This is a genomic window from Saccharothrix deserti (assembly GCF_009769385.1).
Classification (GTDB): domain Bacteria; phylum Actinomycetota; class Actinomycetes; order Mycobacteriales; family Pseudonocardiaceae; genus Actinosynnema; species Actinosynnema deserti.
Genome location: NZ_VKAB01000021.1, coordinates 119,031 through 138,014, shown reverse-complemented (window position 1 = coordinate 138,014; position 18,984 = coordinate 119,031). Strand labels below are relative to the sequence as shown.

The 18,984-nt window shown below is 70.5% G+C and carries 21 protein-coding genes; 8 read left to right on the top strand and 13 right to left on the bottom strand.

Features of this window, described 5'->3' with window-relative positions:
* Nucleotides 1–147 precede the first annotated feature (147 nt).
* Together FM051_RS30205 and FM051_RS30200 are read right to left on the bottom strand one after the other, a co-directional pair.
* Nucleotides 148–1,182 carry a DUF3152 domain-containing protein gene (locus tag FM051_RS30205; protein WP_158849273.1) on the bottom strand — a complete coding sequence of 345 codons (1,035 nt, stop codon included), beginning with the start codon at nt 1,180–1,182 and terminating at the stop codon, nt 148–150.
* An 81-nt stretch (nt 1,183–1,263) separates the two neighbouring features.
* Nucleotides 1,264–2,247 carry an alpha/beta fold hydrolase gene (locus FM051_RS30200; protein ID WP_158849271.1) on the bottom strand — a complete coding sequence of 328 codons (984 nt, stop codon included), beginning with the start codon at nt 2,245–2,247 and terminating at the stop codon, nt 1,264–1,266.
* Between the two features lie 137 nt (nt 2,248–2,384).
* Between FM051_RS30200 and FM051_RS30195 the strand changes: the two genes are divergently transcribed.
* On the top strand, nt 2,385–3,032 hold the full coding sequence (locus tag FM051_RS30195; protein WP_158849269.1) for a TetR/AcrR family transcriptional regulator: 648 nt from the start codon (nt 2,385–2,387) through the stop codon (nt 3,030–3,032).
* A 261-nt stretch (nt 3,033–3,293) separates the two neighbouring features.
* Here FM051_RS30195 and FM051_RS30190 read toward each other — a convergent pair whose 3' ends face one another.
* Both FM051_RS30190 and FM051_RS30185 read right to left on the bottom strand, forming a co-directional pair.
* A complete protein-coding gene (locus FM051_RS30190) occupies nt 3,294–4,214 on the bottom strand; it encodes an alpha/beta fold hydrolase (protein WP_158849423.1) in 921 nt (306 codons plus the stop codon).
* On the bottom strand, nt 4,211–5,110 hold the full coding sequence (locus tag FM051_RS30185; RefSeq protein ID WP_158849267.1) for an AurF N-oxygenase family protein: 900 nt from the start codon (nt 5,108–5,110) through the stop codon (nt 4,211–4,213). Before FM051_RS30185 ends, FM051_RS30190 begins: the two co-directional genes overlap by 4 nt.
* 66 nt (nt 5,111–5,176) lie before the next feature.
* Here FM051_RS30185 and FM051_RS30180 point away from each other — a divergent pair, with 66 nt between their 5' ends.
* Both FM051_RS30180 and FM051_RS30175 read left to right on the top strand, forming a co-directional pair.
* Entirely contained in the window at nt 5,177–5,920 is a 744-nt protein-coding gene (locus FM051_RS30180) for a TetR/AcrR family transcriptional regulator (RefSeq protein ID WP_202919082.1), read from the top strand.
* Nucleotides 5,920–6,222, top strand: coding sequence for a DUF4873 domain-containing protein (locus tag FM051_RS30175; protein WP_158849263.1), 303 nt, complete (start codon nt 5,920–5,922; stop codon nt 6,220–6,222). Before FM051_RS30180 ends, FM051_RS30175 begins: the two co-directional genes overlap by 1 nt.
* A gap of 105 nt (nt 6,223–6,327) precedes the next feature.
* Here FM051_RS30175 and FM051_RS30170 read toward each other — a convergent pair whose 3' ends face one another.
* Nucleotides 6,328–6,558 carry a DUF3107 domain-containing protein gene (locus tag FM051_RS30170; RefSeq protein ID WP_158849261.1) on the bottom strand — a complete coding sequence of 77 codons (231 nt, stop codon included), beginning with the start codon at nt 6,556–6,558 and terminating at the stop codon, nt 6,328–6,330.
* Nucleotides 6,559–6,599: 41 nt separating this feature from the next.
* Nucleotides 6,600–7,298: a ferritin-like fold-containing protein gene (locus tag FM051_RS30165; protein ID WP_158849259.1), complete on the bottom strand. Its 699-nt coding sequence runs from the start codon at nt 7,296–7,298 to the stop codon at nt 6,600–6,602.
* Nucleotides 7,299–7,651: 353 nt separating this feature from the next.
* Between FM051_RS30165 and FM051_RS30160 the strand changes: the two genes are divergently transcribed.
* The 3 genes from FM051_RS30160 to FM051_RS30150 all read left to right on the top strand — a co-directional run bounded on the left by FM051_RS30160 (nt 7,652) and on the right by FM051_RS30150 (nt 12,201).
* Nucleotides 7,652–9,319, top strand: coding sequence for a DEAD/DEAH box helicase (locus FM051_RS30160; protein ID WP_238412759.1), 1,668 nt, complete (start codon nt 7,652–7,654; stop codon nt 9,317–9,319).
* Nucleotides 9,320–9,913: 594 nt separating this feature from the next.
* Nucleotides 9,914–11,233, top strand: a complete 1,320-nt coding sequence (locus FM051_RS30155; protein ID WP_238412747.1) for an Rv3212 family protein — start codon at nt 9,914–9,916, stop codon at nt 11,231–11,233.
* A gap of 95 nt (nt 11,234–11,328) precedes the next feature.
* Complete coding sequence (locus tag FM051_RS30150) at nt 11,329–12,201, top strand: alpha/beta fold hydrolase (protein WP_158849253.1); 873 nt, start codon at nt 11,329–11,331, stop codon at nt 12,199–12,201.
* 9 nt (nt 12,202–12,210) lie between these two features.
* Here the strand turns inward: FM051_RS30150 and FM051_RS30145 are convergent, their stop codons facing one another.
* The 5 genes from FM051_RS30145 to FM051_RS50780 all read right to left on the bottom strand — a co-directional run bounded on the left by FM051_RS30145 (nt 12,211) and on the right by FM051_RS50780 (nt 15,214).
* Nucleotides 12,211–12,513, bottom strand: coding sequence for a hypothetical protein (locus FM051_RS30145; protein WP_158849251.1), 303 nt, complete (start codon nt 12,511–12,513; stop codon nt 12,211–12,213).
* A gap of 10 nt (nt 12,514–12,523) precedes the next feature.
* On the bottom strand, nt 12,524–13,363 hold the full coding sequence (locus FM051_RS30140) for a RecB family exonuclease (protein WP_158849250.1): 840 nt from the start codon (nt 13,361–13,363) through the stop codon (nt 12,524–12,526).
* A 221-nt stretch (nt 13,364–13,584) separates the two neighbouring features.
* Entirely contained in the window at nt 13,585–14,442 is an 858-nt protein-coding gene (locus tag FM051_RS30135) for a PHP domain-containing protein (protein WP_158849248.1), read from the bottom strand.
* A 14-nt stretch (nt 14,443–14,456) separates the two neighbouring features.
* A complete protein-coding gene (locus FM051_RS30130; protein ID WP_158849246.1) occupies nt 14,457–15,017 on the bottom strand; it encodes a PH domain-containing protein in 561 nt (186 codons plus the stop codon).
* A 38-nt stretch (nt 15,018–15,055) separates the two neighbouring features.
* Entirely contained in the window at nt 15,056–15,214 is a 159-nt protein-coding gene (locus FM051_RS50780) for a hypothetical protein (RefSeq protein WP_170185132.1), read from the bottom strand.
* 142 nt (nt 15,215–15,356) lie between these two features.
* On the opposite strand from FM051_RS50780, the gene FM051_RS30125 reads away from it, so the two are divergent.
* Complete coding sequence (locus FM051_RS30125) at nt 15,357–15,770, top strand: NUDIX hydrolase (RefSeq protein ID WP_158849244.1); 414 nt, start codon at nt 15,357–15,359, stop codon at nt 15,768–15,770.
* Between the two features lie 14 nt (nt 15,771–15,784).
* Here FM051_RS30125 and FM051_RS30120 read toward each other — a convergent pair whose 3' ends face one another.
* Together FM051_RS30120 and FM051_RS30115 are read right to left on the bottom strand one after the other, a co-directional pair.
* Nucleotides 15,785–16,870, bottom strand: a complete 1,086-nt coding sequence (locus FM051_RS30120; protein WP_158849242.1) for a DUF2332 domain-containing protein — start codon at nt 16,868–16,870, stop codon at nt 15,785–15,787.
* A gap of 1 nt (nt 16,871) precedes the next feature.
* Nucleotides 16,872–17,375, bottom strand: a complete 504-nt coding sequence (locus FM051_RS30115; protein WP_158849240.1) for a MaoC family dehydratase — start codon at nt 17,373–17,375, stop codon at nt 16,872–16,874.
* A gap of 301 nt (nt 17,376–17,676) precedes the next feature.
* Here FM051_RS30115 and corA point away from each other — a divergent pair, with 301 nt between their 5' ends.
* A complete protein-coding gene (corA, locus tag FM051_RS30110; protein ID WP_158849238.1) occupies nt 17,677–18,750 on the top strand; it encodes a magnesium/cobalt transporter CorA in 1,074 nt (357 codons plus the stop codon).
* Nucleotides 18,751–18,984 lie beyond the last annotated feature (234 nt).

Below are 18,984 nucleotides of genomic sequence, written 5' to 3'. Positions count from 1 at the left end.
GCTCGCCACCCCCGCGAGGTCGCCGTCGGTCGTTCGCGACTCATTTTCCGGCGATCACGCTCTTCGACCGTCGGAAAATCAGGCGCGAGCGACCGACCTCCCGGGCGACCGGGCCCGCGACGCCGGAGGCGGCGCAATCCAACACAGCTACTGGGGTGCGACGGGGAACGGGTTGGGTGTGCACACCAGGCCGTTGGCCTCCACCGCGTAGCGGTTGGACGAGTCCACCGAGTTCAGCTGGGCGACGTAGTCGTTGGCGACCCCGAACGACTGCTGCATCATCACCGGCGCGGCCTTGCCGTTCTCCTTGCAGCCTTCGTGCTGGATGTCGAGCACGTGGCCGACCTCGTGGTTGATCGCGTAGTTCCGGTACGCGCCCAGGTCGCTGCCGTACACCTTGGCGCCCCGCACCCACCGGGCGGTGTTGATGATGACCCGCTTGGTGAGCCGGTGCCAGCACGACGACTCGAACTGGATCTGGAACCCGCACAGGGCGTGCGTGGTGTTCGTGGTGGTCAAGCTCACGGTGAAGTCGACCGGGCCGCCCTCGACCCGCTGCACGGCCACCTGGCCGGTGCCGATCCAGCTGCGCGGGTCGGACAGGAACCCGTCGACGGTCCGGGCGAACGCGTCCCGGTCGCCGCCGTAGTCGGCCGGCTCGACGCCGTCCTCGATGGCGATCGCGTACTTGTACAGCTTGCCGGTGCCGGCCTGCGGAGTGCCGCCGGGGACGACCGCCCACGTGCCGGCGCCCTGCTCGGAGTACTTCGGCCCGTCCGGCAGCTGCGCGGTCGGGAAGTTCTTCAGGTCCACGTCGACCGGCGGCTTCTCGGTGGCCGCGGGAGGACCGGTGGAGGACGTCGCCGCCGCCGTCGCACCGGTGGCCGTGTCGGTGCCTGCGCCCGTCTCGCCGATCTTCGTCGGCACGGCGGTGTCCAGCACCACCAAGGCGGTGAGCACGAGCAGCACGGGAATGGCGTAGATGCGCCAGCCGTAGCTCGCGATCAGGCCTTTCACGCCCCTGCGACGCTTGCGGTGCTTCCGGCCGGCCGGTTCCCAGGACGCCGCCAGCGGCTCCGCGCCCGTGCGGCGCGTGCCGCGGCGGTAGCGCTCTTCGGACAGCGGCGGTCGGTCATCAGAGGACGGCGCCGTGTCACGCTCGCCCTGCGACGTCCGGTTCACGGCAACCAGGGTGCCACAACCTCCCCCCTACAGCGGAGCGCAGGTGACCTGCGCGTCACCGACCGGCTGAACCGATCCACGTCACCACTCCCGCCGCTCGACCGCCTCCCACATGCCCAGCACCGCGCGGGCCACGGACACCGGCCGCTCCATCTGCGCCACGTGCCCGGTCCGCGGCAGCACGAGCAGCCGACCGCGCGGGATCAGCCGGGCCACCCTCGGCGCCTTGCGCACGCTGACCAGCCGGTCCTCGGTGCCCCACACGACCAGCGTCGGCGCGGTGATCTTCGGCGGCAGCAGCCACATCGACTTCGACCGCGGCACCAGCCAGGTGCGGATCAGGTCGATCGTGCTGCGGCTCAGCGCGTTGCCCGCCCACGCCTGCGCGGACCGCTCGGTGTACTCCTCCTCGCTCTGCTCGATCCGGTTCGCCGGCACCGAGTGGGGGTTCGCGAAGCACAGCCGGAGCATCTGGTGGGTGCGCTCACGCGGCGACACGGCGGCCAGCTGCTCCCGCACCCGCGGGCCCACGACCGGCAGGAACGCCAGCGGCAGCCGCCGGTCGGACACCCGGCGCAGGCTCGGCCGCAGGTCGGGCACGGCGGGCGAGATCAGCGTCAGGGTGCGCACCAGGTCGGGCCGGGTGGAGGCGACCATCAACGTGATCGCGCCGCCCATCGAGTTGCCGAACAGGTGCACGGGGTGTGAGCCGAGCGACTCGATGTACTCGATGACGACCCGCGCGTGGGTGGCCATCCGGAAGTCGTAGCCGTCGATCGGCTCCGACCGGCCGAACCCCGGCAGGTCCAGCGCGTGACCCTCGACGTGCTCGGAGAGCTGCGCGGCCAGGTCGGTCCAGTTCGTCGCCGAACCGCCCAGCCCGTGCACGTAGACGGCCGTCGACCCGGCCGGTCCGGGTGTGCGCCGGACGTGCATGCTGTGCCCGCCGACCTGGACGTAGTCACCTGGCCACGGCTGGATCGTTGTGTCCAGGGCAGGCAGCGACGCGGAGGACAGCGGCACGTGGGTGATGGCGGTTCGGCGCGCCTCCAGGATGTCGGTCACCACTCCAGGATGCCTGCTCGGACGTCCGGTGAAACGAGAAGCTTTCCCGAAACGCTGCTACCAGCGAGTAAGGTTGCCGACGAGCCGGAAGGGCAACCCCTTTCCGGTTCCGTGATGATTGGTTGGCTGGAGGCACCATGACGGAGACGGCCCAGACTGCGGTCGGGCACCACGGCGGCGCGGCGGGGCGGGGTGTACGACTCCCACGCACCGCTCGACGTGCCCAGTTGCTGGCCGCGGCGCAGGACGTGTTCGTGACCAACGGCTACCACGCCGCCGCGATGGACGAGATCGCCGAGCGCGCCGGGGTCAGCAAGCCGGTGCTCTACCAGCACTTCCCCGGCAAGCTCGAGCTGTACATGGCGCTGCTGGAGTCCCACGTGGACGAGTTGGTGAACCGCGTTCGCGGTGCGCTGGCGTCCACCACGGACAACAAGCAGCGGGTCAAGGCCGCGGTCGCCGCGTTCTACGACTTCGTGGACGGCGAGGGCCAGGCGTTCCGGATGGTGTTCGAATCGGACCTGCGCGGCGAGCCCGCGGTGGCGCGCGCCGTGGAGCGGGCGACGACGGACAGCGTGGACGCGATCACCGACACGATCACCTCCGACGCCGGCCTGGACGAGCACCGCGCCCGGCTGCTGGCGGTGGGTTTGGTCGGCTTGAGCCAGGTGACGGCACGGGCGTGGCTGGCGGACGACCGGAAGCTGGCGAAGGAAGACGCGGTGGCGCTGATCTCCAACCTGGCTTGGCGGGGCATCGGCGGCGGCTTCCCGCTGCAGCACTGACGTCGTTGCGGCGCTGAGTTGCGGCACTGAGTCGCGGCGCTGAGTCGTTGCGGCACCGAGTCGCGGCACTGAGTTGCCGAGCTCGGCATCGAGCAGGCGAGTGGGGCCGTCCCCCCGACACGGCCCCACTCGTCGTCCACCGCGGCGCCCGGTTGTCCACAGCGGCGCTCGTTGTCCACAGGCCGGGCGCGACCGCGCGTGATTGTCGGTGCGAGCCGGCAGGATCAAAACAAGGGTTCCCCTTGCCGGGGGGACCCTGGGTCAACGGCGGCCACGGGCGATTGCGGTGATGTGTGCCGCGACCTCGTTGGCCCTCTCCAAAGGCAGCATGTGGCCTGCGCCCGGGTAGATCACCAGCTCGGCGTGCGGTAGTTCGTCGGCGAGCACCCGCGCGTGCCGCAACGGCGTGAGCCGGTCCTCCGCGCCCGCCAGCACCACCGACGGGATGCAGGCGAACTCGGCCAGCGCCTTGCGCCGGTCGTGCGCGTCCAGCGAGTCGCGGAACCCGACCATGCTCACCGGGTGGCACCGGCCGACCATGGCGGCGGTCATCGCGACGTACCGCCACGGCGGCCGCTTGCCGAACAGCAGCCACCTCAGCCCCGGCCGGGCGACCTCCGTGCGGCGGAGCAGCTCCGCCCGCCGCAACCGGGCGATCCGCCGGTTGACCGCCTTCTCCCCCGCCGCCAACGCCCGCCCGAACGCGCCGGGCAGCCCCAGCGTCGCCCCCGCAAGTTCACCCGAAGAGGTGGCCACCAGCACGACGCCGGCGACGCGGTCGAGCAGCGAGGGGTGCTGCTCGGCCAACGCCATGATCATCATGCCGCCCATCGAGTGCCCGACCAGCACGATCCGCCCGGTGGGCACCCGTGCCGCGATCACCTCGGCCAGGTCGTCCGCACACCGCGCGATGGTCGCCGTCCCGACCGGCGCGGGCGCCGAGCCGCCGTGCCCCCGGTGGTCGTACCGCAGCACGCGCCCCGGCAGACCGGACGCCACCAGGTCCCACGACGTGTGGTCCAACGTCCAGCCGTGCAGCAGCACGGTGGTCGTACCCGCGTCCCGAGGCCCGCTGTCCACGACGCGCAACGCGGTGCCGTCCGAGGTCACGAACCGGTGATCGGCCCCTCGCGCCCGATTGCCGGCCCTGCCGACGGGCGGCGCACTCGTCCGGCCGCTCATCCGAGCAGGAACGACCGACGCCACGCCCGCATCCCCGGCTTGCCGACCAGCCCGACCTCGTCCAGGAACTTCATGATCCGCTCGCCCGACCAGCGGATCGTCTCCTGCCAGTGCGGGTTGCCCAGCGCGACCTTGTGCGCCTCGTCCTGGTCCAGCCCGACGGCCGAGTACACGTCCGGGTTGATGAGCGACCGGGTGATGAACATGGACGTCGTCGCGATGAGCCACCGCTGGTAGGGCAGCTCCTTCCGGGTCAGCCCCTCCATGCCGCGGACGACCTCCTCCCGCGCGAACCGCACGTGCCGGGCCTCTTCGAGCACGTGGATCCGGTTGACCATGCGCACCAGCGGCTGCACGGTCTCGTCGGCCATCGTCTCGCGCTGCAGCCGGTCCAGGACCTCCTCGGCGACCAGGATCGACCCGTACAGCGCGGGCCCGTAGCCGATCACCGGGAGCAGTTTGCCCAGCTGGTAGGTGTACTGGCGGGGGCCGTAGGGCGGGCAGCCGATCCGCTCGACCATGCGGGCGAACATCGTGGAGTGCCGGCACTCGTCGGCGACCTCGGTCAGCGCGTACTGGGCGTGCTTGGTCGTCGGGTCCGAGCGGTAGACCTCCTTGAGCAGCATCTGCATCAGCAGGATCTCGAACCACAGGCCGACGCTGGCCACGCTGGCGACCTCGTGCCGCGACAGGTCGATGCGCTGCTCCGCGCTCATCCGGTCCCACAGCTGCGTGCCGTAGAGCGAGCACCGGTGCTCCGGGGTGTACCGCAGGCCGTCCACCAGCGGTGCGGACCAGTCGATGTCGACCTCGGGGTCGTAGAACTTGTCGGCCGAGGAGTTGAGCAGACGTTCGGCGGTCTTCTCGCGATCCGCGACCTTCAAGGTCTTCGTCATCGGGTCCCTCCCCGGTCCAGTTATCTGTAACTTGAGGTAACGGTTACTTCTGGTAGCGTGCGTCACATGGCTCGAACTGTCAAGGCCGGCGGCACGGACGCGCGCCGAGAACGGTGGAAGGGGCACCGCGAGGCGCGGCGCGCCGAGTTCGTGGAGGCGACCATCCGCGCCGTCGCCCAACACGGCCCGGACGTGGGCATGGACGAGATCGCCGCCGAGGCGGGCGTCAGCAAACCGGTGCTCTACCGGCACTTCGTGGACAAGTCCGACCTCTACCTCGCGGTCGGGCAGCGCGGCACCGAGATGCTGATGGACCGGCTCGGACCCGCCATCAGCCAGGAAGGGCCCATCCGCACGCGGATCAAGCGGATCGTCGACGCCTACCTGTCGGTGATCGAGGAGCACCCCAACCTGTACCGGTTCGTGGTGCGCAAGTCGTTCACCGACCGGCCGGTCGAGCAGGACGTGGTCAACGAGGACAAGCAGATGATCGCGGCGGCCCTGGCCCGGCTGCTCGGCGACTACCTGCGCGGGTTCGGGATGGACTCCGGCGGCGCCGAGCCGTGGGCGCACGCGCTGGTCGGCATGGTGCAGAACGCGGGTGACTGGTGGCTCGACCGGCAGTCGATGACGCGGGCGAGCCTGAGCGACTACCTGACCACGATCATCTGGCACGCCATCGACGGCCCGCTCCGCTCCGCGGGCGTGGAACTCGACCCGGACGCGCCGCTGACCACCGGCTTCAGCGAAACGGACCCGTCGGGTGAGCCCCGGTTGCGGCTCGTCGACGTCAAGGCCGAGGAGGCGTGATGTCGGAGGAGCACGAGCACGGCGAAGAGGGGTACACCGGCGCGGCCGTGCTGGTGTTCGACGAACGGGAGGTGCCGGTGGACGTCGAGCTGCGCGGCTACTTCCAGCCCATCGACGGCCGCTACCACTGGTACGGCCGGGTCGGCGCGAACGAGCAGGTCACCGAGCTGGTGGAGGGTGGTGCGCGGACCGCGCTGCTGCGCACGCCCGACGGCACGGCGACCGGGTCGTTGACCGACCCCGACCCCTGGCGGCGCTACCGGGTGGCGGGCGTCTCGACCCCGCCGTTCACGGTCGGCTGACAGGGGCGAAAAACGCAGAAGGGGCACCCGATCGGGTGCCCCTTCCGGCGTTCGACGTTCTCGGCGGAACCCGGTCGCCCGATCCGTCGCCTCAGTCCCGTCGCCTCAGTCGCCCGAGACGAAACCGACCCGGCGCTGGTCGCTCGGACCGATCTCCACGTACGCGATGCGCGCCGCGGGCACCACGTAACGGGCGCCCTTCGTGTCGACCAGCACGAGCTGGCCGGTGCCCGCCTTCAGAGCGTCCGCGACCTGAGCCTCGACCTCTTCGGGGGTGAGCCCGCTGGACACCACGAGCTCCCGCGGGCTGTCCGCGATCCCGACCCTGACCTCCACGCTGACCTCCGTGCGGCGTTGATGGCTTTCGAAACCCAACCCTAGCCGAGCCCGAGCGTCGTCATGCGCCGCGTGTGGCTCTGCTGGAGGCGGCGGAACAGCGCCGCGATGCCCGCCAGGTCGCCGGAGCCGCGCACGATGAGCTCGGCGAGCCCGTCCCGCTCCGCCACCACGTACTGGGCCTGCGTCAACGCCTCGCCGAGCAGCCGGCGACCCCACAACGTGAGCCGGTCGCGCAGTTTCGGGTCGGTGCCGCAGGCGGCCCGGACTTCGCGTTCGGCGAACGCCGAGTGCCCCGTGTCCGCCAGCACCGCGAGCACCAGCTCCTTGGTCGGCGCGTCCAGCCACTCGGCGACCTCGCGGTAGAAGTCGGCCGCCAGACCGTCCCCGACGTAGACCTTGACCAACGACTCCAGCCACGACCTCGGCGCGGTCGAGGTGTGGAACGCGTCGAAGCCCGCGGCGAACGGCCGCATGGCCTCCTCGAGCGAGTGGCCCCGGTCGGCCAGGTACTGCTCGATCAGCGTGAAGTGACCGATCTCGGCCGCCGCCATCTGCGCCAACGCGGCGCGCCCGGCCAGCGTGGGCGCGGTGCGCGCGTCCTCCGCCATCCGGTCGAACGCGGAAAGCTCGCCGTACGCGAGCGCGCCCAGGAGGTCCACGACCCCCTCGGCCACCTGGTCCCCTTCACCCACGGCAACCGCCTGACCAGCCGCTCGATCCACTCCCGGGTCGCTCATGGCAGAAAGCCTAGTCGCGTGTCGTTCACAACACCCCAGGCACGCGAAACCGCACTCGACCTCGTGTTCCAGCCCGATCGGCCTAGTCGCCGGGTAGACTCGATAGTTGACGCCCGGCGCGGCGCGGCCCAGTGGGGGCTCGCAGCGGTGCCGAAGGCTGAACTGCGGCGGCACCGTGCCGCCAGGAGAGGGTGCGCGCATACCTCGCTGGCCCTCCCGCGACCCGCCCTGGCCCCTAGCGGTGGCCTGTGACCGGCGGTGACGCGGTCGAGCGGCCCGTACAGGCCGTGCGCGCTGGTACGAGAGAGGCGATCACCCTGACCGCGACGAACGAAGAGACCCATATCGACCCGGTGGCCTTGGAACACAGCGAGGCGGGTGTGCCCGCCGAGGACACCTCCCACCCGCTCGTGGCCGACGCCCCGGTCAAACCCGATTCGCCCACCTTCGGCGAGCTGGGCGTGCGCGAGGAGATCGTGCGCGCGCTGGCCGAGGCGGGCATCCACCGCACGTTCGCCATCCAGGAGCTGACCCTGCCGCTGGCGTTGGCCGGCGACGACGTCATCGGCCAGGCCCGCACGGGCACCGGCAAGACCCTGGGCTTCGGCATCCCGCTGCTCCAGCGCATCACCGTTCCGGGTGACGGCACGCCGCAGGCGCTGGTCGTCGTCCCGACGCGTGAGCTGTGCCTCCAGGTCACCCACGACCTGACCGACGCGGCGAAGCACCTCGGTGTGCGGGTGCTGGCCATCTACGGCGGCCGGCCGTACGAGCCGCAGATCGCGGCGCTCCGCAAGGGCGTCGACGTGGTCGTCGGCACCCCGGGCCGACTGCTGGACCTGGCCGAACAGCGCCACCTGGTGCTCGGCAAGGTGCGCAGCCTGGTGCTCGACGAGGCCGACGAGATGCTCGACCTGGGCTTCCTGCCGGACATCGAGCGGATCCTGCGCATGGTGCCGGACGAGCGGCAGACCATGCTGTTCTCGGCGACCATGCCCGGCCCGATCATCACGCTGGCGCGGACGTTCCTCAACCAGCCCACGCACGTGCGGGCCGAGGAGAACGACGCGGGCGCCATCCACGAGCGCACCGAGCAGTTCGTCTACCGGGCGCACGCGCTCGACAAGTCGGAGCTGCTGGCGCGCGCGCTGCAGGCCCGCGAGCGCGGCCTGTCCATGGTCTTCACCCGCACCAAGCGCACCGCGCAGAAGGTGGCGGACGAGCTGGTCGAACGCGGTTTCGCGGCGGCGGCCGTGCACGGCGACCTCGGTCAGGGCGCGCGTGAGCAGGCGCTGCGGGCGTTCCGGTCCGGCAAGATCGACGTGCTGGTGGCGACCGACGTGGCGGCGCGCGGTATCGACGTCGAGGGCGTCACGCACGTCATCAACTACCAGTGCCCCGAGGACGAGAAGACCTACGTGCACCGCATCGGCCGCACGGGTCGCGCGGGGCGCACGGGTGTCGCGGTCACGCTGGTGGACTGGGACGAGATGCCGCGCTGGAAGATGATCAGCGACGCGCTCAACCTGGGCAAGCCTGAGCCGGTGGAGACGTACTCGACGTCGGACCACCTGTTCGCGGAACTCGACATCCCGTCGGGTTCGACCGGTCGGCTGCCGTTGGGTCAGCGCACGCGCGCGGGCCTCGACGCCGAGCCGGAGGAGAACCTGAAGGGCGAGAAGAAGACGCGCAAGCGCCGCCGCACCGGCCGTGCGGGCGGCGACGCCGCACCGGCGCCGGAGACCAGCTCGAACGCCGGCAGCGGTAGCAGCACCACCGGCTCCGGCTCGGGTGAGGAAGGCGGCACCCGCCCACGCCGTCGCCGCCGCAGCCGTGCGGGTGTCGCGGCGAGCGAGAACGGTCAGGCGTCCGAGGCATCGGCCGAGGTCACCGCGGGTGCGCCGGAGTCGGCGTCCACCGGTACCGCGCCGTCGTCCGCCGAGGGCGAGCGCCCGCGCAGGCGCAGGCGTCGCCGCACGACCGGCGGCGGCGAGTCAGGCGAGTCCGCACCGGCGGAGTAGGGAACAATCGTGGTGGGCAGCGCGACCTCGAGCGCTGCCCGGCCCGGTAGCAACACAATCGGGTGATCATGGCCCGACGATGTACGGATAACGCCGTTATCAAGCACTTCGAACGTCGGTTAAAACGAGGCGCCCCCGAACCACCCCGGCACCCCGCAACTCCCCACCCGCCGGGATGACACTCGGGGTCGCGAAGAAGTGAAGAAGCCCGGCCCCAGCCGGACACGGCCCACGACCGGCCCACGACCTGGCCGGCGGACTCTGACCCGGGCTCGGCGGGCCCCACGACCAGACTTGGGCCAGCCGGACTCGGGCCAGCCGGACTCGGCGCGGACGCGACCAGCACAGACGGCCCCCGCGCGGACCGGACCCAGCTCCGGCCCCGGACGTCGGCGCAGGCCCCGACCGCGGCGCGGACCGGCCCAGGCATGGTCCTGGACGTCGGCGCGGAACGGGCCCCGGCGAGCCACCGAACGCGCGTGCGGTGTGTGCGGCGGCGGCGACTTCGGCCGCCCTCACACCGACCTCTTCCCAGTGGTGGCAGCATGTCGCCAGACCGAACGCGATAGATCACCGACCATCGGGAGCCGGGCAGTGGGCCAGCCGGAGCAGGCGGAGTCGAACGGGCAGGTCGTGCTGGACGAGGACGTCCTGGCCGAGCCCATCGAGCCGCAGGACGACGACGACCCCGCGGAGCCGCCGCCCGCCCGGTCGTGGCGCACCAAGGGCGATTTCATCGGCCTGACGCTGGTCGTGGTCGGGGTGCTGGTGGCGAGCCTGGTCGTGTGGCTCACCAGCGACGCCCGCAACACCACCAGCCAGACCGGCCCGTCCCAGATCACCCCGCTGCAACCGTTGACCACGCTGCCGCCGTCGCTCTCCGAGATCTGGCGTGCGCCCAGCAGTGCGACCCCCGTTCCGGTGAACCTCGACTCGATCGTGGTCACGGGTGACGGTGGCGAGGTCGTCGGCCACGACGCGCTGACCGGCGACGTCCGCTGGCGCTACGCCCGCGACTGGCCCCTGTGCACCGTCTCCACGGCCTGGGGCCGGGTGTTCGCGGTGCACCGCAAGGACACCAACTGCTCCGAGGTCACCACCCTCGACACCGCCTCCGGCAAGCGCGGCCCGCAGCGCAACGGCGACGCCGAACTCGGCACCCGCCTGCTGAACGAGGGCTCACACGTCCTCACCACCGGCGAGACGTTCGCCGAGGTCTACCGCCGAGACGACCTGGTCCGCTCGATGGAGTACGGCCAACTGCGCGCCATCGTGAACCCGAACAAGCAGCCGCGCACCAACTGCACGTACGGCTCGTTCGCGGTCACCGGCGGCAAGATCGCGTTGATCGAGCGCTGCCCCACGCAGGACCCGTCCGACCGGCTCACCGTGCTCAAGCCGAACCCCGAGAAGTCCGACGAGCCGCAGGTCATCAGCACCGCGGTGATCGGGGAGAAGAACGCCCGGGTGATCGCGGTGACCGCCAACCGGGTCGCGGTGGCCGCGCCGGGCCGGATCGTCGTGTTCGACTCCGAGACCGGTGGCCTGGTCGCGAACTACCCGGTCGACGTCACCGCCGAGGAACTGGCGGGCGACCCGCCCGGCCGGGTGGTGTCGACCTTCACCAGCACCGCGAACATCTACTGGTTCACCGGGTCGAAGACGGTGGCGCTGTCGCTGTCCGACCTGAACCCGCTGTGGACCGCGAACAACACCCTCGGTCCGGGCACCACGCTCGTCGGCCGGCTGCTGGTTCCGGTCGCGGACGGGCTGAAGGTGCTCGACCAGGTCACCGGCGCGGAAGCCGCTTCGATCCAGATCAACCGCAACGGCTACACCGGCCCGATCGAGATGGCCACCGAAGGGCCGATCGTGCTGGAGCAGCGGGGTGGCACGCTCGTCGCACTCCGGTAGCCACGATCGCTCACGATCACTGCCGTACCTGCGGTGAACGCGGCGACTGCGACAAGCACCAGCGCCCGCGCGGCGAGTGGGGCAGACTGCGAGACGTGCACTCGCAGTTCAGCCCGCACCGCGCGGAACGCGTGGGCCTGCCCGGCCGGCACGGCCCGATCGCGGCCCTCCGCGCGCCCGCCGCCGGGCATGACCTCGGCGCCACCGCGCTGCTGATCCCCGGCTACACCGGGTCCAAAGAGGACTTCGCACCCCTGATCGACCCGATCGCCGACGCCGGCCTGGAAGTCGTCGCCGTCGACCTGCCCGGCCAGTACGAATCGGTCGGCCCGATCGCGGAATCCGACTACCGGCCCGCCGTCCTGGGTGCGGTGATGGCCGAACTGGTCGCGAAGCTGGCCGCCGAAGGCAGGCGCGTCCTCCTGCTCGGCCACTCGTTCGGCGGCCTGGTCGCCCGTGGCGCGGTGCTGGCCGGCGCGCCGGTGTCCGGGTTGACGCTCCTCGCGTCCGGCCCGTCCGAGCTGCCGCCGGGCGAACGCCGCACCGCCCTCGACTACGGCGAGATCGTCCTGCGCGAACAGGGCGTCGAGGCATCGCAGCAGGTCCACGAGACCCGCCAAGCGCTGACCCCGCGCTGGCAGATGATCCCGCAGGAGCTGAAGGACTTCTACCGCGAACGGTTCGTCCGCTCCTCACCCGCCGGTCTGCTCGGCATGGGCCAGGCGCTGCGCACCGAACCGGACCTGGTCGCCAAACTGGCCCGCGTCACGCGTTCGGCGGGCATCTCCTGCCTGGTGGTGTGCGGCGAACTGGACGACGCCTGGTCCGCGGCGAGCCAGCGGGACATGGCCGAACGCCTCGACGCCGACTTCGCCGTGCTGACCGGCGTCATGCACTCACCGAACACCGAAGCCCCGGACGCCCTGCTGGCCACGCTCCTGCCGACCTGGCGCGCCTGGCTCAGCTGAGTCGAAGACTCACGCCCACCAGTAGATCCACAGGGTCAACGCCACCAGCAGCACGACCACCAGGCCGCACACGGCCACGACCCAGCCCTTGCGGCGGTCCGCGACGATCTGGGCCACCACCGCGGCCACTGCCGTTCCGATGTGCCCCGCCACCACGTCCAGCCCCGGACCTGGCAACTCGTGGGTGCGCGCGTAGACCTGCACGCCGATCATGGCCAACGCCAACAGCACCAAGCCGACGGCAAAGGCACCACTGACGCCGCGCCACACCCTGGCCAGGAGTGGTTCGCGTCTGCTGTCCACCATCGTCACTCGGCCAACTCTACGGCGCGAGCAACGCCCACGGGTCGATCGTCGGCGCCGCCTGCCGGCCTTCCGGGCAGGAGCGGCGGAAGTCACACCACGTGCACTGCTTGCCGGTGCGCGGCGGGAACAGGATCTCCGGGTCACCGCCCGCGGCGAGGGTGTCCGTGGCCAGCGCCAACTCGTCCGCCGCCTCCTCGGCCCGCGACACGTGCCGCGCCAGGCTCTCCTCGGTGTGCTCCCATGCCGCGACCGTGCCCGACGGCAGGTGGTGCAGCTCCACCCGGTGGCACGGCTTGCGCAACGTCCGCCGCGCCGCCAGCGCGTACAGCGCCAACGCCTGCGAGCCACGCGCGTCGTCCACGGTGAGCACGTGCCGCCCGGTCTTGTAGTCCACGATCACCAGCTCGCCGTCGCGCAGGTCGATGCGGTCGACCCGGCCCTCGGCGACGATCTTCGACGTGGGCGTGGACACCCACCGCTCGATCCCGACCGGCTCGATCGACGTGTCCAGCTCGGCGACGTAGTCGCGCACCCACCCGACCGCGCGGTCCCGGTAGACGGCCGCCTGCTCGGCGTCCCGGAAGCCCTCGTTCTTCCACTGCCGGTGCAGCAGCGCCACCGCTTGCTCCGGGCTGCGCCGCTGGGCCGGCAGGTCGAACAGCGCCTTCAACGCGTTGTGCACGACCGCGCCGAGGGTGTTGTGCGCCCACGCACCGCCGCGCGGTGGTGTCGGCCGGTCGAGGTAGGCCATGCGAAACCGACGCGGGCAGTCCGCCCACGTGGCCAGTTTCGCCGGCGTCACCCGCACCAGCTTCTTCGGCATCGCGCCGAAGTCGAACCCAAGCTGCTCCTGCACACCCCCACGCTACCGAGAGGGTCCGACAGTGTCGGATTGCCGCTGCTCCGCAGACGGCGGCTCGGTCGCCCGGGAGGTCGACCGCTCGCGCCTGATTTCCCGACGATCGAAGAGCGTGATCGCCGGGAAATGAGTCGCAAACGATCGACGGCGACCTCGCGGGGACGGGTCGGCGACCAGGACACGCGTGGTGGTCCCGTGGCCGGCGGGCGCAGGTGGGGTTAGCCGACCAGGACCTTGCAGCCGGTTGCTCTGTCGGCCAGTGCGTCCAGGACGTCCGGCGAGGTGGTCTCCGCGCCGAGCCGCACGGTCTTGTTCGTGCCGTGGTAGTCGCTGGAGCCGGTGGTCAGCAGGCCCAGCTCCCCCGCCAGCCCGCGCAGCCGCGCGCGCGTCTCGAGGTCGTGGTCGGGGTGGTCGACCTCGACGCCGGCCAGTCCCTGGGCGGCGAGGTCCGCCACCACCTCGTCGGTGACGATCGGGCCCCGCGACGTGGCAAAAGGGTGTGCGAGCACGGTCACCCCACCGGCCTCGGTGATCATCTCGATGGCCCGCGCCACGGGCGTGTCGGTGCGCGGCACGTAGTAGCGCCCGCCGGTCAGGTAGCGGGCGAACGCCTCGTCGACGCTGGTCACCACCCCGGCCCGGATCAACGCCATGGCGAGGTGGGGACGTCCGGCCGGCGCGTCGGTCGGCATGGCCGCCATCAGCTCGTCGGGGTCGATGGGGAAGCCGTCGACGACCATCCTCTCGGCCATCCGGCGCAGCCGCAGCCGTCGTTCGAGGCGCAGCCGGAGCTGCTCCTCGACCAGCGCCGGCGACGTCTGGTCGTAGAGGTAGGCGAGCAGGTGGACGGTGATGACCCGGCCCCGGCCGTCGTCGGAGGCACAGGACAACTCCGCGCCACGCACCAGCTTCAGGCCGGGTGGCAGCGCGTCGGCTGCCTCCGCCCAGCCGGCGGCGGTGTCGTGGTCGGTGAGCGCGACCGCGGTCAAGCCGGCGGCGGCCGCAGCCGCCACCAGCTCCGCGGGCGTGTCGGTGCCGTCGGACTCGGTCGAGTGGGTGTGCAGGTCGATGCGCACCCGCCCAGTCTGAACTACGGCACCATCTTCTTGCCGCGCGCCGCCCGCTGCGCCTTGATCATCGAGAAACGCTCCGCCTGAGCCTTCTTGTCACCGAAGGTCAACTCCGAGATGGCGTCGTAGACCTCCTCGGGGTTCGGCAGGTACTCGATCCGGTTGAGGGCCTGGATCTGACCCGCCGACTCCACGACCAGGGTGCCGAAGCCGAACATGCGGCCGAGGACCGAACGCTCGTAGGTGAGGTCGGTGACCTTGCTGATCGGCATCATGGCGACCTTGGTCTCGAAGACCCCCGAGGAGATCATGAATCTCTTGTCGGTGACCACGATCCGCTCCACCCACCACTCCATGACGAAGTAGGCCAGCCTGAGCAGCACGAACAGCGAGGCGTACCAGAGGATGTTCTGGATGATGCCGGCGTTGTCGGGCAGCAGGTACGAGATCATCATCGCGCCGGCCAGCAGTGCGCCGGCCTCGATGAGATCCCAGAGCAGACTGCTCCAGTGCCTGCGTACCCGGATGACCCGACGCTCCGTGGGGAGCAGGTACTCGTCGGGGTCCCGTGGTGCGAACATGCCTTCGACCTCTCGCCGTGGGGGAGGAGCCGGGCGACTCAGAACAATTGTTTCACGAAGGTGATGAGCGCCTCAGCTGCTTCCCGCAGCGTGCCCAGGATGTTCTGCACCAGCTGAGCCGCCTGCTGAGGCTCCGCGATGAGGAAGAACAGGACCAAGCCGACCCCGGCGAAAGTGAGAATCTTCTTCAGATTCACGGTGATCAACCCCGTTCGCTACCGCACCCGTTTGGCGCCAGTGAAAACCGTTGTACCGCACTCCGCGACACGTCGGGAGATTTGTACCGCACTTGGGTCAGCGAGCTGCACCGCCAACCCGGGGTGACTACGCTTGGTAACCGTGACGGCCGAACGTGAGCCCCGGATCCGCTGTGTCGGCGGCATCGTCCATGACTCGAACGGGCGCCTACTACTCGTAAGACGCAGCAATCCCCCAGGTGAGGGACTGTGGTCTCTACCGGGTGGCCGAGTCGAGCCTGGTGAGACAGACGAGACCGCAATCATGCGGGAACTGGAGGAGGAAACGGGACTCTCCGTGACCGTAGGGGTGTTGGTCGGGACCGTCACCCGTACGGCTCCACGGGGCGTCTACGAGATCCACGACTACGCCTGCCAGGTGCGATCCGGTGTGCTCCGAGCGGGGGACGACGCATCGGATGCGTGCTGGGCCGACGCTGCGATCTTGGCCACACTCCCACTGGCCGAGATGCTGCTCGACACCCTCGGGGAGTGGGACCAGCTCCCCCGGACGTGATCGACTTCGCCCGATCAGGGGAGCCAGACGAGCCGCTGGCCGTGCATCGCGGTCTTGGCCAGCGCCCGCGCCGACCGCAGCTCGCCGTCCTCGAACCGGGCCAGCCCCACCACACCGAACGCGGCCTCGTCCGGGCCGGGCCTCAGGTCGTCCCGCGCGGGCAGCACGTGGACCAGGCCCGCCGCGTACGCCTCGTGGCTCAACCACCACACCGGACGGCTCAGCCCGCGCAACGCGCGCACGAACTCCTCCCCCGACACGTACGGCAGGACGTTGCTGGTCAGGACCACCAGCGGCAGGTCCTCCGGCACGCGTGAGGCGGCCGTGCCGAGGTCCGCCACCGCGTCACCGACGACGAACTCCGGTGGCGACTTCCGCTGCACGGTCGCGGCCACGCCGAACAGCCGCAGCCGCTCCGGCTGGTCCGCCCACACGCACGCCTCGAGCCACGCGTACGTGTCCTCGTCGGTCAGGTCGGCGGGCGCCCGGTCCAACCCGACCTTGGCCGCGACTTTCACCGTTTTGGGGATCTTCGGCAGCTCCGCGCCGGGCGCCAGCTCCAACGAGCAGTGCAGCCCGAGCGCCGCCTTCGCCGGTCCGGCGACCAGCTGCCCGGCCTGCTGGGTCTGGTAGCGGTAGCCGTACTGGTCCAGCCCCAGCAGCAGACCGGCCGAGCAGCCGACCTCCAGCAGCCCGACCGGTCCCTTGACCTGTGCCAGCGCCGGGTACAGCAGCGCGGCGCGGCGCACCTCGTTGGTTTGCGTGCTGCGACTGGAGATCAGCGCCCGCATCTTGTCCGCCCGCTCCAGCACGAAACTCCGGAACAGCGGCCACGTGTTCTCGTCCGCGCCGTACGTGCCGCCGAGGGACGGGTAGTAGTTGGACAGCTCGTGGAACGGCTCGGCCTGCAGCAGCCGGTGCGCCGCCGCCAGGAGCAGGGTCGCGTGCGCGAACCGCTCCGGGGCGGCGGTCAGCAGACCGGCGACCTCCGGATCTTCGGCGGCGTGGGCGGCCAGGTGCTCGTAGAGCGGGGAGACGCCGTGCGCCTCCCGCTGGGCGAACCCGGCCAGTGTTTGCCGCACCAGATCCAGCGAGGTCACTTCACTCCTTGGGTTCGGGCCTACCCGGCTGCTCACCGCCGCGAGCTTCGCCGTAGGAGCGCTTGGGCACCATGACCTTCCGGCGGAACACGCAGACGACCGTTCCATCCTGTTTGTACCCGCGCGTCTCGACGTAGACCACGCCGCGGTCCTCCTTGGACTTCGACGGTGTCTTGTCCAGCACCTCGGTCTCACCGTAGATGGTGTCGCCGTGGAAGGTGGGCTTGATGTGCTTGAGCGACTCGACCTCGAGGTTCGCGATCGCCTTGCCCGACACGTCGGGCACGGACATGCCCAGCAGCAGGGAGTAGACGTAGTTGCCGACGACCACGTTCTTGCCGAAGTCGGTGGTCTCCGCCGCGTAGTGCGCGTCCATGTGCAGCGGGTGGTGGTTCATCGTGAGCAGGCAGAACAGGTGGTCGTCGTACTCGGTGACCGTCTTCCCGGGCCAGTGCTTGTAGACCGCGCCGACCTCGAACTCCTCGTAGTAACGCCCGAACTGCACCGCACGCCTCCGTTGGCTGTCCCTGTGTGATCGGACCGGGTGTGATCGAAGACCACTCCGACCGGGACGACAGTGTGAACATCGGGGGAGTACCCTCGGCAACTGGTCTGTGAGCGACTACACCGCCGCGGACAGCCGACCCGAGGAGGTGAGGACTACCGATGAGTAACGACCCCCATCCTGCGAGTACCTCGCGCGTCCTCATCGGGGAGCCGGCTTTCCACAGCTAGGCCCAGCGGTACCGGTCGGGGACGTGCCGTCGTCGTTCGTCGATGTCGACGCCCCCACCAGGAGGACCCTCGTGCCCAGCTTGCCCTCGCTCGGCGGCCTGAGAGGCCGCGCGCAGGACCGCCCCTCCGTGCCCGTCCCCGTGCCGCTGTCCGCGTACGTGGTCGACTGCGGCGTCTACGTCGACGGCAAGCGCCTGCCCGGACGGTGGTCGCACACCGACGCGGTCGAAGAGGTGCGCAAGCGCGGCGAGGGTTTCGTCTGGATCGGGCTGCACGAGCCGGACGAGGAGCAGATCCAGGGCGTCGCGGACACGTTCGGGTTGCACGAGCTGGCCGTCGAGGACGCCGTGCACGCGCACCAGCGGCCGAAGCTGGAGCGCTACGACCACACGTTGTTCATGGTGCTCAAGACCGTGCGGTACATCCAGAACTCCTCGCCGGACACGGCCAACGAGATCGTCGAGAGCGGCGAGATCATGGTGTTCCTGGGGCGGGACTTCGTGGTGACGGTGCGGCACGGCAACCACTCGGGGCTGGCGGCGGTGCGCCGTGAGCTGGAGGAGGAGCCGGAGCGGCTGACCGGGCCGGCGGCGGTGCTGTACTCGATCGCCGACCACGTGGTCGACAACTACCTCGACGTGACCGATCACATCGAGGAGGACATCGACCAGATGGAGGCGCTGGTCTTCCAGCCGCGCAGCCGGATCAGCGCCGACCAGATCTACCTGATGAAGCGCGAGGTGCTGGAGCTGCGCCGGGCGGTGATGCCGCTGGCCGTGCCGCTGCGGCGGTTGGCGGAGGGCTACACGCCGCTGATCCCCGAGCAGGTGCGCTCGTACTTCCGCGACGTCGACGACCACCTCACCGAGGTGTCCGAGCGCGTGATCAACTTCGACGAGTTGCTGACCACGCTGGTCAACGCCGTGCTGGCGAAGATCACGCTCCAGCAGAACTCGGACATGCGCAAGCTCGCCGCGTGGGTGGCGATCATCTCCGTGCCGACCATGGTGGTCGGCGTGTACGGCATGAACTTCGAGCACATGCCGGAGCTGCAATGGCGTTACGGCTACCCCATGGTGATCGCCGTGATCCTCGTGGTCTGCCTCACCCTGTACCGAATATTCCGTCGCAACCAGTGGCTCTGAGTCCCCCTTCCCCTTCCTGCGACGGGATGTTCCGACATGACCAGAATGTTCACCAACCTGCGGTTCTGGATCCTCACCTTCCTGATCGGCTGGCTCGCCACGGTGACCCTGCTGATCGCCAATGGTCACTAGGCCTGTGTTGGATGGCCGCTGCTCCGCCGGTCACGGGACCACCGCCGCGAGCGGTCGACCTCCCGGGCGACCGAGCCGCCGTCTGCGGAGCAGCGGCCATCA